We start from the raw sequence: 12,606 nt of genomic DNA, 5'->3' as shown, positions 1-12,606 counted from the left end.
CGGGGTGCCTGCCTAGGTTCGTCGGGAAGCGACATTCCCACACAGGAGAAAACCAATGGCCACCGTTGCCGTCACCGACGAAACTTTCGACGCCGAAGTAAAGAATTCCGATATCCCCGTCGTGGTGGATTTCTGGGCCGAATGGTGCGGCCCCTGCAAGCAGATCGGCCCCGCATTGGAAGAGCTTTCCGCCGAGATGGACGGCAAGATCAAGGTCGCCAAGGTTGACGTGGATTCCAACCCCAACACCGCCACGTCGCTGGGCATTCGCGGCATACCCGCGCTGTTCATCTTCAAGGATGGCGAGGTGGTTTCGAACCGCGCCGGCGCCGCCCCCAAGGCCGCGCTGCAGTCCTGGATCGAAGAGAGCATCTGACCCGTTCGCCAGCATCACGCGAAACATCAAGGGCGCCCAACAGGGCGCCCTTTGCCGTATGTGGTGTCCTCAGGAGCCGCGCAGGGCCCTATGTGAGATGTCCACGACCGGACGGTCAGGCAGCCGCCGCCTGACCGGGTTGCGATTGGCGAAGCTTATGTTCGCGACCAAAGAAGATGCGGTAAAGCGCGGGCACATAAGCAAGCGTCAGGGCCGACGCCATGCCAAGACCGCCGATCATGAGGGTCGCCATCGGCTCCCACAGGGCGCCGCCGGCGATGGCCATCGGCGTCAGCCCCAGCACCGTCGTCAGAGACGTCAGCAGGATCGGCTGAAACCGTTTCTTCGCGGCCTCGGTGATGGCGTCGTTCAACGGGCGCTCCTGCCGCTCGATATCGATCTGGTCGATCAACACGATGGCATTGTTGATGATGATCCCGCTCAACGCGATAAGGCCCAGCGTTCCGAAAAAGCTGAACGGTTGGTCGAACACGATCAGGATCAGCGGCACGCCCGCCACGATCAGCGGAATACAAAGAACCGTCAGCCCCACCCGTCGGAACGAATTGAACTGCATCATCAGCGCGATGAGCATCACGACAATCGTGGCCGGAAATCCCGCGGCAAGCTTGGTGCGCACCTCGGTCGATTGCTCGACCTCGCCGCCGATCGTCACCGCGTAAGCCGGTCCAAGATCGGCCGCGATCCGGTCAAGCGCCGGCTGAACGTGGTCCACAAGGTCATAGGCCGACAGCGTGGACGACATGGCGCTGACCGTGACAACCCGCCGCTGATTCACCCGACGCAGCGAGGAAAACTCAAGCTCTGGCGTGAACTCGGCGATCTGGTCCAGCGCCACAAGCTGCCCGTCCGCGACGATGGACAGGTTGGCAAGATCCCCGAACGTATCGCGCGCGCTTGCCTCGCCACGCAGGACGATGGGAATTTGGCGATCCTCGTCGCGAAACACCGATATTTGCGTGCCATCCAGGAACCCGGCGAGCGCGTCGGACACCGCCTGAGAAGTGAGACCATATTCGCGCGCTCGATCCTGCGCCACCACGACAAGCCCACGCAAGATGCGATTGCCCCAATCCCCCTGGTTTTCGACCATGCCCGGCGCATCTGCGAACGCGTTTTCCACCTGGTATGCCGCAGCCAGCAAACGATCGGGATCGGGGCCGGTCAATTCCACCTCTATCCCCGGCTCGCGCCCGCCCATCGCCAGCCGCTTCATGCGTACGCGCGCATCCGGAAACGATTGCGCGATATGCGCCCTGGTGCGTGCGATCACGTCTTGCGATGTCTGAAATGTCGTGGTGTTCACAACCACGAAGGACGAGGCCGGGTCCCTATCTGCCCGATCGAGCGAGAGCACAAATCGCGGCCCCCCGAACCCGACAAAGGCGGTGGCGTTGTTGACTTCGGGGTTCTGCTCGGCGTCGGCAAGCCACTCGCTCAGGCGGACAGTCTCCGCCTCGGTCCGCGAAATATCGGTGCCGCGTGGCAGATCGAAATAGATCAGGAACTGACTGCGCTCGGATAGCGGGAAAAGCTGCTGGCGAACGCCGCCCATCTGGCTGACTGACATCACCACTATCAGCAATATCGCCGCCACCGCCAGCCATGGCACCCGCACGATCCATGCAACGATATGGCCATACCCGGCCGCCATCAGGTCGAAAATCCCCGGTTTAGGGTCTATAACCGGCTCTGGCAGAAACCAGTACGCCAATAGCGGCAACAGGTAGATGGCCGACAGGAACGACCCCGTCAGCATCAGCGCCACAACCACGCCCAGCGAATACCCGAACTGCCCCTCGGTGCCCTCGAGCAGGTACAGCGGAAGAAACACCGCGATCGTTGTGATCGATGCAATGAGCAAAGGCACGGTATATTGCTGCCCCGCCGCCATCGCCGCATCCCATCGGCCGGCACCGCCGCGAATGCGCCGGTCCATGTCTTCGACGATGACAAGGCCGTTATCAACGACAAGCCCCAGCGAAATGATGATCGCCGCGATCGAGACCTGCTGCAATTCCACGCCGAATGCCGGCATCAGCGTAAAGGCAAAGGCAACCGCAAACGGTATGATCGACGCGATAACCAATGCCTGCCGATACCCGAGAAAGACGAACATCACCAAAAGCACCACCGCAAAGGTCTGCAACATGTTGATCATCGCCTCGTTGATCGAGTCCTCGACAACCTTGGGCTGGAATGTCGAAAATTCCGCCTCGACGCCCAGCGGCTGATCGGCCTCGAACGCGCCGACGACGCGCTTTAGCTCCTCGCCGACGGCGGTGATGTCATTGCCCGCGTCCATCTCGACCGACAAAAGGATCGCGGGCACACCGTCAAAGTAAACCGGGTTATTCACCGGGTCGACTAACCCGCGCTCGACCGTCACAAGATCGCCAAGCCGGATCAGCCCGATATCGGGCAGCTCCACCAGCATGTCCTCGATTTCCTTGATCGTGGTGAAATCGCCCGATGTCTCAAGCGGTATGCGCTGCCCCTCCGAAACGATAGACCCCGAGGGCAGGCGCACGTTCTGGGTCTGCAGGGCGTCGATGACAGGCAGCAGCGTCGTGCCGACCGTGGCCAGCCGCTCGCGATCGACATTCAGCCATATGCGTTCCTGCTGCACCCCATGAAGCCTTACTGCAGATACCGCGTCGATGACATATATCCGGTTGCGCAAATCCTCCGCGAAGCGCTCGGCCTGCCGGGGCAGGAAGCCATGCGCCCTGACGGCGATGGTGGCGATGGCCACATCGCCGAAATCGGTGTTCACGAACGGCCCCTGCGTTCCCTTCGGCAAGTCGCGGCGGACGTCTTCCATCTCGTCGTCGATTTCCGAGAGCACGGCGGCGATGTCGCCCTCGGCGACCGAGTCCTTGACGTCGATCTGCAGGATCGACGTGCCCGAGATCAGCTGTGTGCGCACCTCGTCAACGCCCGGAATGGCGCGCGCCGCCTCTTCCAGCGGTCGCGCCACCAGTTCCTCCAGTTGCGTCAGGGTCAGGCCCGGGTTTGTCGCGGTCACAACCGCCGTGCGCACCGTGATCGCGGGGTCTTCGCGTTTGGGAAAGCCAATGAATGACCCAAGCCCCAGCGCAAGGATCAGTATCATGAAGAGGACGGTCACGCGCGTGTTGCGCAGGCCAAGGCCGGTAAGCGACCTCATTGCCCGTCCTCCGCCGGATTTTCCCAAAGCGCGACTTTCTGCCCCGGGTAGACGAAGGGCACACCGGCGGAAACGACACGCTCGCCCGCGCCAAGCCCTCCGGTCACGATTATCCGGGTCTCATCTACCCCCGAGACGGCGACCTCGCGCGCCTCGATAAGGCCGTCCTTGAACACGAACACCTGGCCGCGCCGCTCTGATCCCGATGGCGTCAAGGGCTCAAGATCCCCCGAGAGCTGCGTTGCAAGCGCACTGACCGGCAAGGGAATGGCGCGCTTTTCGGGGGCGTGTGGCAACTCGATCAGAATCTCGACCGCCATACCCGAACGCAGGGAATCGGGTGTCTCATCCAGCTTCACGACAACCGGAAAGGCGGACACCGCAGGCGCGCGGCGCGCGATTTCGGTGATATGCGCCGTCAGTGCCGCATCGGGCCTGTCGGCGGGGCGGATGGTTACCGCATCATTCAGCGACAGTTGCGAAACGATTTTGTAACTGACCAGCACTTCGGCCTGCAGGCCGTCATCCTTATAGAGCGTAAGAACCGGCTGACCGGGCTGCACCACGCCGAAATTCTGCACGCTGATCGAATTGATCACTCCGTCAAAGGGCGCCTCAAGCGATGCGTCGTCACTGCTCCCGCGGACCAGCTCAAGGCTGAAATGCGCCTGTTCGGCGCGCGCGCGGGCCTGCTTGAGTTGCGTAACCGCCCGGTCCCGCGCCGCCTTTGACGCCACGCCACGCTCAAACAGGCGTGTTTGGCGCTCGGCCTCGTCCTGCGCATTGATCAACGCACTTTGCGCCTCGGCCACCGCCGCTTCGGCCTGCCGGAGTTGAAAGGTGAAGTCCTCCGGATCAACCGTCAGCAAAACGTCGCCCTTGCCAACCGTCTGCCCGACCTGCAGGTCCACCGTGCTCAGGCGGCCGCCCACCTCAAACGCAAGGCTGGTGATCTGCGGCGGCTCCAGGACCGACGGAAAAGCGCGCACATTCGTGATCTGCGCTGGCGCGGCAATGACCGTCTGAACACGCCGCACCGGGGCGGTTGCATCTTCCTTGCCGTCGTCGGCCACGGGGTTGCACCCGGCAAGCGCCGCAAGCGTCAAGAACGAAGTTAGCAGGATCGGCAAAGATTTCATTTCGGGGTCCCATCATGGCCGTGGCAATTGCGTTTTCTAAGCGGTACTCATTAGTACCATCTTGTCAGGGCTATATGGTACTATTAAATACCATGTCAATATGGAACTTCACCGGACACCCGATATGGCAGATGAAACAAGCGTACCCCAAGCCACCCGGCGCCAGGAGCGGCGACGCGAACTTCTTGATAAAGCACGTGAATTATTTGTCACTCATGGCTACGAGCATACATCGCTCGACATGATAATTGCCGAAACCGGCGGCTCCCGCCGCAATATCTACGAGCTGTTCGGCAACAAGAAGACCCTCTTCAAAGCGGTAATGCAGGATCAGATCGACACAATTCTCACCAAGATCCAGGTGCCCGACCCGGCCACAGATCCCCGCCCGATCCAGCAACAGCTTGAGGCGCTTGGCACCGCCTTTCTAACGGGACTGATGGCACCTGACGCCCTGCAAACCATGCGCCAATTCGTCGTCTACGCCAGCGAATGGCCAGAGCTGAGCCGCGAAGCATACGCCGCCGGTCCCGCCATCCTTCATGCCCGCCTTGAGACATATCTGACTGCCTTGGCCGCCAAGGGGGATCTGGTCCTGGCCGATATCCCCACTGCCGCCCGGATCTTGGCCGAGATGCTCAAGGGCGGTCTGGATCTTGAGGCCCTGATGACCCACCAATACACCGTCCCCCACCACAAGATCGAAAAGCAAGTTCGCGCCGCGGTGGATATGTTCCTTAATGGCACGCTACCGCGATAGGTCGGGCCGCGCCCGTTTCACACCGGCCAGCCCGCTTCGCGCATCGCCTTGGCGATCTTCTCGGGCGCTTCGGGGCGGCCCGCGTTGATCGCCATCACCTGCCAGAACCACCAGATGTAGCCGGCGAAATCCGGCCGCGCGCCGACTATGGCGTCAAATGCACCCTCCACGCCCAGATCGGCGACGTTCGCGGCAATGTGGTGGAAATCCACCCGCCCGAACAGGATCGCAGGTTTGTCGAAGAAGAACCCGTTGAATGCCGCCGCCGAATTCTGCGTCACCACCATGTCGCAGGCCGGAAGTAGGCCCTCCATCCCGCCGGTGCGCAGCTCCAATCGCGGATGATCGGCACACAGCCGTTCAAGCGCCGCAATCTCATTGGGCGCATGCGTCTCGCCGGGATGCAGCGCTGCGATCACCGGGCGCGTGTCCGTCCGCGCCAACGTCTGCTCGACCATCTCCAGCGGCGTGCAGGTTTGAAATGATCGCTGCACGCTCAGCCGCCCCTGCAGCGGCACGTAGACGAACCCGCCCGCCTCGACCGGCGCCGCCTTGCCAAACAGGCGCTTGCGCCAATAGCGCGCAAACTTGTCCGCCGCATCGCGGTCCACCTGCCCCGGATCGAACCGGGCCCTCGCCACCCGCCATTCCCAGCGGCGCGCGCTCTGCTCGATCGCCCAGAACGGATAGTGATAGACCCGCCGCATGGTCAGCGCCCGCTCGTGATAGGGCTCGTCCATGTGGAACATCGAATAGCCCCGGCGCGTGGCCGATTTCATCCGCTCGGTGGCGGTGCTCGGCTTGAACTCAACCCGGAAACCCGCCCCGCGCACGACATCGGCCACCTGCGTGATGAAATTATGCCGCCCGTCCTCGGCGCTGCGTTTCAGGCCGGGGTCAAGGTAGAACCGCAGGATGCGCGCCTGTGACATGGCCGCATTGGTACCGCCGCCGCGCGCCCCGGACAAGGCAAACCCTTGTGCCTGCATGGCTTTGCTTCCATATAGGCCGGAGTTGACAGGAGGGCCCGCGCATGAGCGACAATTCATTCCCCGGCTGGCACGGCACCACCATCGTCGCCGTCCGCAAGGATGGCGAGGTCGTCATCGCCGGCGACGGACAGGTCAGCCTCGGCCAGACCGTGATCAAGGGCAGCGCCCGCAAGGTGCGGCGCCTGTCGCCCGGCGGTTACGATGTGCTGGCCGGTTTTGCCGGCTCTACCGCCGATGCCTTTTCCCTGCTGGAGCGTCTTGAAACCAAGCTCGAAGCGACCCCCGGACAGCTACAGCGCGCCTGCGTCGAACTGGCCAAGGACTGGCGCACCGACAAGTACCTGCAAAAGCTCGAGGCGATGCTGGTGGTCACCGATGGTGATCAGCTTTATGTCATCACCGGCGCGGGCGACGTGCTTGAGCCCGAGGATAACGTCGCCGCCATCGGCTCGGGCGGCAACTTCGCGCTGGCTGCGGCGCGCGCCATGATGGACACTGACAAATCCCCCGAACAGATCGCGCGCGAGGCGATGGCCATCGCCGCCGATATCTGCGTCTACACCAACGGCAACCTGACGGTGGAGAAGATTTCCAAATGACTGACATGACCCCGCGCGAGATCGTATCCGAGCTTGATCGCTTCATCATCGGCCAGAAAGAGGCCAAGCGCGCCACCGCCGTCGCCCTGCGCAACCGCTGGCGCCGCAAACAGCTAAGCGATGATCTCCGCGACGAGGTCTATCCGAAGAACATCCTGATGATCGGCCCCACCGGCGTCGGCAAGACCGAGATCTCGCGCCGCCTGGCCAAGCTCGCCCGCGCGCCCTTCATCAAGGTCGAGGCGACCAAGTTCACCGAGGTCGGCTATGTCGGCCGCGATGTCGAGCAGATCGTCCGCGACCTGGTCGATAGCGCCATCGCCATGACCCGCGAGCATATGCGCGAAGATGTCCGCGCCGCCGCCCACCAGGCCGCCGAGGACCGCGTGATTTCCGCCATCGCCGGCGACGACGCCCGCGAGGCCACCCGCGAGATGTTCCGCCGCAAGCTGCATAATGGTGAGCTGGACGACACCGTGATCGAGCTGGACGTCGCCGACACCTCCAACCCCATGTCGATGATGGATGTCCCCGGACAACCCGGCAGCCAGATGGGCATGATGAACCTGGGCGATATCTTCGGCAAGGCGTTCGGCGGCCGCACCACCCGCAAGCGCCTGACTGTCGCCGAGAGCCATGAGTTGCTGGTCAGCGAAGAGGCCGACAAGCTGTTGGACGACGAAGCGGTCACCCGCGCTGCGGTGTCTGCGGTCGAGGAAAACGGCATCGTCTTCCTCGATGAGATCGACAAGGTCTGCGCGAAGTCCGAAGCGCGCGGCGGCGATGTCTCGCGCGAGGGGGTGCAGCGCGATTTGCTGCCGCTGATCGAAGGAACCACCGTATCGACCAAGCACGGCCCGGTGAAAACCGATCATATCCTGTTCATCGCCTCGGGCGCCTTCCACATCGCCAAGCCCTCGGATCTGCTGCCCGAACTGCAAGGCCGCCTGCCGATCCGGGTCGAGCTGCGCGCCCTTACCGAGCAGGATTTCGTGCGCATCCTGACGGAAACCGATAACGCCCTGACCCGGCAATATTCCGCACTCATGGGCACCGAGGAGGTGACCGTCACCTTTACCGAGGATGGCATTGCCGCGCTGGCCCGCATCGCCGCCGACGTGAACCAGTCGGTCGAGAACATTGGCGCGCGGCGGCTTTATACCGTGATGGAGCGGGTGTTCGAGGAACTGAGCTTTGACGCCCCCGACCGCACCGGCGAGGCGGTCACCGTAGACGCCGACTTCGTTGATGCCAACCTTGGCGAACTGGTGAAATCCGCCGACCTCAGCCGCTATGTTCTATAGGGCCGTGGGAAGTTGAGGTTCGCGACCTGTTGAAAAGCAGCGCGGAATATGGCGCGCTTGCGCGCCGCCGCACATTGCCGGGCCGCGAACACTATGGTCTGGCCCCGAACCCTCACCTCCGTTACACCGTAGGGGATGAATCCTTGGCCGGGGGCGTGGCGCCTTGCGCAATTGTCTGATCTTTGTCGCCGCTGTGATGCTTGCGGCCTGCGTCGATCGGGGCCAGACGCCGATCATTCCGGAGGCCGCCCGCATCGGCACGGTGCAGCCGGTCCTTGCCGCCACACTGCGCACCCCCGATCCAGAAACCGGATGGTTCGACAACGGGCGCGCCGATGAGCTGCGCTATCTCTCTCTTGATGTGGCAGTGCCGCCAAGCCACCGGCGCGGCCGTATCAGCAACGGCTATACCTCGCCCGATCCGTCGCGCGATTTCACCATCGCCGCGCGCGACGACCTGAACGGCGCGCAATCGTTTCAATCGCGCCTGCAATCGCATATCGCCCGCAAGCCCGCCGATGAGCGCGACATCGTCCTCTACGTGCATGGTTATAACAACAGCTTCCTTGACGGGGTCTATCGCACCGCGCAGATCGCGCATGATTTCGAGGTGCCCGGCATCGCGGTGCATTTCTCATGGCCCAGCGCGGCCAACCCGCTTGGCTATACCTATGACCGCGACAGCGTGCTTTTCGCACGCGACGGGCTTGAGAAAATGCTGCGCAATCTGGCCAACCAGACAAGCGGCGAGATCGTCGTCATCGGGCATTCGCTGGGGACCATGCTGGTGATGGAAACGCTGCGACAGATCGATATCGCCAGCCCCGGTTGGGCCGATGCAGAGCTTGGCGGCGTTGTCCTGATCTCGCCCGACCTCGACGTTGACCTGTTCAAGACACAGGCAGACAGGCTCGCCCCTATGCCCGAACCCTTCGCCATCTTCGTGTCGTCGCGCGACCGGGCGCTGCAACTCTCGGCCCGCATCAATGGCGCGTCCAACCGCCTTGGCAACCTGAGCGATGCCGCCGAGCTGTCGGAGTACCCCGTCACCCTGATCGACGTGTCCGAGTTTACCACGCTTGAAAACGGCGGGCACTTCACCGTCGGCACCTCGCCGGTGCTGATTTCCCTGCTTAGCCAAAGCGGCCAGTTGCGCAATGCCTTCCAGAAGGACCGCGCCGCGCAGGCCGGGCTGTTGCCGGGCACGGCGATCACGGTCAAGAACGCGACGCAGCTAATCCTGTCGCCGCACCTGGTGTTGCAGGACTAGGCCGCGCATCGGCGGGTTCTCAACGTATGACCTGATGCTCCCGCGCGAATTAGCAGCGGCAGGGCGTCCGCTACCGCCCCCGTCGCAAGTACACGTAATACGCGCCCTCGCCCCCGTGCGAGATATGCGCCTGACTTACCTGCAACACGGCCTGCGCCAGCGGTGGCACCGATAGCCAATGCGGCACTTGGTGGCGCAACACCCCGCGTCGCGCCGGGATCGGGCCATCGCTGTCGCGCTCCTTGCCCTTGCCCGTGATCACCAGTACCAGCCGCCTGCCCTGTGCCTGCGATTTCAGGATAAACGCCGTCAGCGCGCCATGCGCCCGGTCCATCGTCATGCCGTGCAAATCGATCCGCGCCTCGGGCCGCAACTTGCCGCGCCTGAGCTTGGTAAACGCCTTCTTGTCCATGCGAACGGGCGCGCTGCGCAGCTCTTCCGACAGGGTCGGAGATAGGTTTTTACTTGTCCTCGCAAAGGGTTGGGTGTTCTGTCCCACAGTAAAACCATCAATGCGCCGGGCCGGCTTCTTCTCCGGCTTGGGCCGCGGCTTCGGTCCTTCATTGCGGCCCTTTTCCGGATGCAGTCTCTCCGCCGTCTCGGCCACCTGCCGCCATAGTTCGATCTCTTCGGGCCTCAATTTCCGGCGGCTCATCTCACCCCCCGATACAGGCTCGCATAGGCCCGCTGGATCGGCATCAGGACCACCATCCGGCCGCCATCCTTCATCTTCCCGGCCCGCCGCCCGGCGGCATCCCCGGTGCCATAGAAAACATCCGCCCGCTGCGCCCCCTTGATCGCCGATCCGGTATCCTGCGCCACCATCAGCCGCCGCAGGGGATGCTCGCCTTCCTTCTCGATCCAGACCGGCGCGCCGAGGGGGGTGAATTCCGGATCGACCGCCACGCTCCGCCCCGCCGTGATCGAGCGGTTCATCGCCCCCAGCGGCCCCTTGTCCGGCGGCACCTCGCTGACCCGGCGGAAGAAAACAAAGGACGGATTATGATGGAGAAGCTCTCGCCCCTCCTGCGGATTTCGAGACACCCAGTTGCGGATCACCTGCGCGGAAACCTGGTGCCGGTCATAAACCCCCCGCCGGATCAGCTCCATCCCGATTGACTTGTATTTATGCCCGTTCGATCCGGCATACCCGACCCTGAGCATCGATCCGTCGCGTAGCTTGATTCGCCCCGATCCCTGGATCTGCAGGAAGAACAGATCGACCGGATCATCGACCCACGCGATCTCAAGGCCGCGCCCCTCCATTACGCCGGTTTCCTCGATCTCCCGCCGGCTTTTCCAAACCTCCGCCCGCCGCGCCTCGGGGGGCATCCCGTAGACAGGGTAGCGAAACCGCCCCGTCCGCGTCAGCGATCCCTGCAACTCCGGCTCGAAATACCCGGTGAAAAGGGCAGGCGCCCCATCCTCGATCAGAACCGGGCGAAAGAACAATTCGAAAAACTCACGCCCCTTTGCCTGCGTCTGCGCGACGGCACACAAGGCGGCCCAATCGGGCGCCTTCAGATCGGTGCAGGTATTGCGGAATACCTCCAGCGCCGCGGCATGATCATCCTCGGCCCAGCCGTCCAATTCCGTGAAATCCAGAACCTTGATCTTCGTCTCGGACATCACCCCCGATCCCGACAGAATGAGACCGGCAAGCAGACAGGCCCGAAACGCCCGGATCATTCGCCCGTGGCGACCAATTGCCAGTTCGGATCATCGGACCCCAGCGTGCGCGCGAAGGTCCAGATATCTTTCTGGCGCTTGATCTCACTCGGTTTACCCTCGACGATCTGCCCGTCCTTGTCCCGCACGACCGAGGTAAGCTCGCCAACGAACCGAACCGTGATCTCGGCCAGGCGCGTCTCGGCATCGAAGGTCGCGCGATGGATGTGCATCTCGCGGACGCCTACAAACTCGGCCTCGATTGTCAGACCCTGCTGATTGCGCGCCTCGACAACCTCGGCGAACGACTCGAACACGTCCTCGGCCAGGAACGAGCGGATCTCTTCCATCTCGCCGCGCTCGAACGCCATCAGGATCATCTCGTAAGCGCCGCGCGCGCCGCCAAGGAATTCGCTCACGCTGAAATCCGGCTCCACGCGCTTCATATCGGCCAAGGCTTTCGCCTCATCGCTGCCTTCGGGCACATGATCGATGATATCGCGATCCGGGCCGCCCTCGATTACCTCGAACTCGGCACGTCGCGCATCGATCTTTGGGGTGCGCGGTTCGGGTTCCTTCTCAAAGCCGTCACGCGTTCCCAGAACGCTTTTCAGCCGCAGGATCAGAAAAACAGCGATGCCGGCAAGAACCAGAAGCTGAATAATGGGAGAATTCATATCGTCCTCTCGAAGAGCGGGGCATGGTAACGACGCTTTATGTTTCCTATGTAGGTGACGTGTGCGGCCAAGTCCACCGCACAGGCAACAGATTGCAAGAGGTCAGCCATGTGGTTGTTTGTGGCATTCGTCGCGGTGCCAATCATCGAAATCGCCCTGTTCATCCAGGTCGGCGGCGCGATTGGCACCATGCCAACGATTGGTATTGTCATCCTGACGGCGTTTATCGGCACATGGCTGATGCGGACGCAGGGGCGTTTGGCCATGGGGAACCTCCAACGCTCGTTCTCTGAAATGCAGGACCCGACAGAGCCGCTGGCCCATGCCGCCATGATCCTGGTTGCTGGGGTGCTGTTGCTGACGCCCGGGTTTTTCACCGATGCGCTTGGTCTCGGCCTGCTTATTCCCGCCTTCCGCGCGGCGGTCTTCTTGTTCCTTCGCTCGCGGGTTCGCGTGCACCAATTTGGACAACGCCCCTCACCGGGCGCACACCCCAACGACCCGCGCACCCGGCGGACGCATTCAAAGCGGCCCGACGTCATCGAGGGCGAGTACGAAGAGCTGGACCCAGACGACATCCCGCCGCGCGGCCAATCAGGATGGACAAGGCATTGAGGCCCTCTGGGCATCC

Annotated in this window: 12 protein-coding genes; 6 read left to right on the top strand and 6 right to left on the bottom strand. The window is 62.9% G+C overall.

All coding sequences use genetic code 11. From position 1 onward, the window contains the following. Positions 1 to 55: 55 nt before the first annotated feature. Positions 56 to 376, top strand: a complete 321-nt coding sequence (gene trxA, locus G568_RS0110645) for a thioredoxin (protein ID WP_026758021.1) — start codon at positions 56 to 58, stop codon at positions 374 to 376. A 115-nt stretch (positions 377 to 491) separates the two neighbouring features. On the opposite strand, the gene G568_RS18670 is transcribed toward trxA, so the two are convergent. After that, a complete protein-coding gene (locus G568_RS18670) occupies positions 492 to 3,566 on the bottom strand; it encodes an efflux RND transporter permease subunit (protein ID WP_051202919.1) in 3,075 nt (1,024 codons plus the stop codon). Then, positions 3,563 to 4,705, bottom strand: a complete 1,143-nt coding sequence (locus G568_RS0110635; protein ID WP_026758020.1) for an efflux RND transporter periplasmic adaptor subunit — start codon at positions 4,703 to 4,705, stop codon at positions 3,563 to 3,565. Before G568_RS0110635 ends, G568_RS18670 begins: the two co-directional genes overlap by 4 nt. A 100-nt stretch (positions 4,706 to 4,805) precedes the next feature. Between G568_RS0110635 and G568_RS18665 the strand changes: the two genes are divergently transcribed. Further along, complete coding sequence (locus G568_RS18665; protein WP_084627388.1) at positions 4,806 to 5,465, top strand: TetR/AcrR family transcriptional regulator C-terminal domain-containing protein; 660 nt, start codon at positions 4,806 to 4,808, stop codon at positions 5,463 to 5,465. Between the two features lie 17 nt (positions 5,466 to 5,482). On the opposite strand, the gene G568_RS0110625 is transcribed toward G568_RS18665, so the two are convergent. Continuing rightward, positions 5,483 to 6,397, bottom strand: a complete 915-nt coding sequence (locus G568_RS0110625) for a hypothetical protein (protein WP_026758019.1) — start codon at positions 6,395 to 6,397, stop codon at positions 5,483 to 5,485. 101 nt (positions 6,398 to 6,498) lie between these two features. On the opposite strand from G568_RS0110625, the gene hslV reads away from it, so the two are divergent. The 3 genes from hslV (at position 6,499) to G568_RS0110610 (ending at position 9,630) form a co-directional block, all read left to right on the top strand. Then, the gene (gene hslV / locus G568_RS0110620; protein WP_026758018.1) at positions 6,499 to 7,056 is read left to right on the top strand and encodes an ATP-dependent protease subunit HslV; all 558 of its coding nucleotides are present in this window, start codon (positions 6,499 to 6,501) and stop codon (positions 7,054 to 7,056) included. After that, a complete protein-coding gene (gene hslU, locus G568_RS0110615) occupies positions 7,053 to 8,360 on the top strand; it encodes an ATP-dependent protease ATPase subunit HslU (RefSeq protein ID WP_026758017.1) in 1,308 nt (435 codons plus the stop codon). Before hslV ends, hslU begins: the two co-directional genes overlap by 4 nt. 196 nt (positions 8,361 to 8,556) lie before the next feature. Further along, the gene (locus G568_RS0110610) at positions 8,557 to 9,630 is read left to right on the top strand and encodes an alpha/beta hydrolase (protein ID WP_157084377.1); all 1,074 of its coding nucleotides are present in this window, start codon (positions 8,557 to 8,559) and stop codon (positions 9,628 to 9,630) included. A gap of 70 nt (positions 9,631 to 9,700) precedes the next feature. On the opposite strand, the gene G568_RS0110605 is transcribed toward G568_RS0110610, so the two are convergent. The 3 genes from G568_RS0110605 to G568_RS0110595 are packed head-to-tail and all read right to left on the bottom strand — an operon-like array spanning position 9,701 to position 11,975. Next, positions 9,701 to 10,285, bottom strand: coding sequence for a Smr/MutS family protein (locus tag G568_RS0110605; protein WP_026758015.1), 585 nt, complete (start codon positions 10,283 to 10,285; stop codon positions 9,701 to 9,703). Next, positions 10,282 to 11,319: a murein transglycosylase A gene (gene mltA / locus G568_RS0110600; RefSeq protein WP_026758014.1), complete on the bottom strand. Its 1,038-nt coding sequence runs from the start codon at positions 11,317 to 11,319 to the stop codon at positions 10,282 to 10,284. Before mltA ends, G568_RS0110605 begins: the two co-directional genes overlap by 4 nt. Further along, positions 11,316 to 11,975 (bottom strand): Tim44/TimA family putative adaptor protein, encoded by a 660-nt coding sequence (locus G568_RS0110595; protein ID WP_026758013.1) that lies wholly within the window; start codon positions 11,973 to 11,975, stop codon positions 11,316 to 11,318. The genes mltA and G568_RS0110595 overlap by 4 nt, the downstream gene beginning before the upstream one ends. Positions 11,976 to 12,083: 108 nt before the next feature. Here G568_RS0110595 and G568_RS0110590 point away from each other — a divergent pair, with 108 nt between their 5' ends. Next, positions 12,084 to 12,590 (top strand): FxsA family protein, encoded by a 507-nt coding sequence (locus G568_RS0110590; RefSeq protein WP_026758012.1) that lies wholly within the window; start codon positions 12,084 to 12,086, stop codon positions 12,588 to 12,590. Positions 12,591 to 12,606 lie beyond the last annotated feature (16 nt).

The organism is Sediminimonas qiaohouensis DSM 21189 (genome assembly GCF_000423645.1).
GTDB classification, from domain to species: domain Bacteria; phylum Pseudomonadota; class Alphaproteobacteria; order Rhodobacterales; family Rhodobacteraceae; genus Sediminimonas; species Sediminimonas qiaohouensis.
This window is presented reverse-complemented; position numbering and strand designations above follow the sequence as displayed.

What these genes read in the sequence shown, in the direction of transcription:
- trxA (WP_026758021.1), top strand. Translation starts at nt 56, where the DNA reads ATGGCCACCGTTGCCGTCACCGACGAAACTTTCGACGCCGAAGTAAAG.
- G568_RS18670 (WP_051202919.1), bottom strand. Translation starts at nt 3,566, where the DNA reads ATGAGGTCGCTTACCGGCCTTGGCCTGCGCAACACGCGCGTGACCGTC.
- G568_RS0110635 (WP_026758020.1), bottom strand. Translation starts at nt 4,705, where the DNA reads ATGAAATCTTTGCCGATCCTGCTAACTTCGTTCTTGACGCTTGCGGCG.
- G568_RS18665 (WP_084627388.1), top strand. Translation starts at nt 4,806, where the DNA reads ATGGAACTTCACCGGACACCCGATATGGCAGATGAAACAAGCGTACCC.
- G568_RS0110625 (WP_026758019.1), bottom strand. Translation starts at nt 6,397, where the DNA reads ATGTCACAGGCGCGCATCCTGCGGTTCTACCTTGACCCCGGCCTGAAA.
- hslV (WP_026758018.1), top strand. Translation starts at nt 6,499, where the DNA reads ATGAGCGACAATTCATTCCCCGGCTGGCACGGCACCACCATCGTCGCC.
- hslU (WP_026758017.1), top strand. Translation starts at nt 7,053, where the DNA reads ATGACTGACATGACCCCGCGCGAGATCGTATCCGAGCTTGATCGCTTC.
- G568_RS0110610 (WP_157084377.1), top strand. Translation starts at nt 8,557, where the DNA reads ATGCTTGCGGCCTGCGTCGATCGGGGCCAGACGCCGATCATTCCGGAG.
- G568_RS0110605 (WP_026758015.1), bottom strand. Translation starts at nt 10,285, where the DNA reads ATGAGCCGCCGGAAATTGAGGCCCGAAGAGATCGAACTATGGCGGCAG.
- mltA (WP_026758014.1), bottom strand. Translation starts at nt 11,319, where the DNA reads ATGATCCGGGCGTTTCGGGCCTGTCTGCTTGCCGGTCTCATTCTGTCG.
- G568_RS0110595 (WP_026758013.1), bottom strand. Translation starts at nt 11,975, where the DNA reads ATGAATTCTCCCATTATTCAGCTTCTGGTTCTTGCCGGCATCGCTGTT.
- G568_RS0110590 (WP_026758012.1), top strand. Translation starts at nt 12,084, where the DNA reads ATGTGGTTGTTTGTGGCATTCGTCGCGGTGCCAATCATCGAAATCGCC.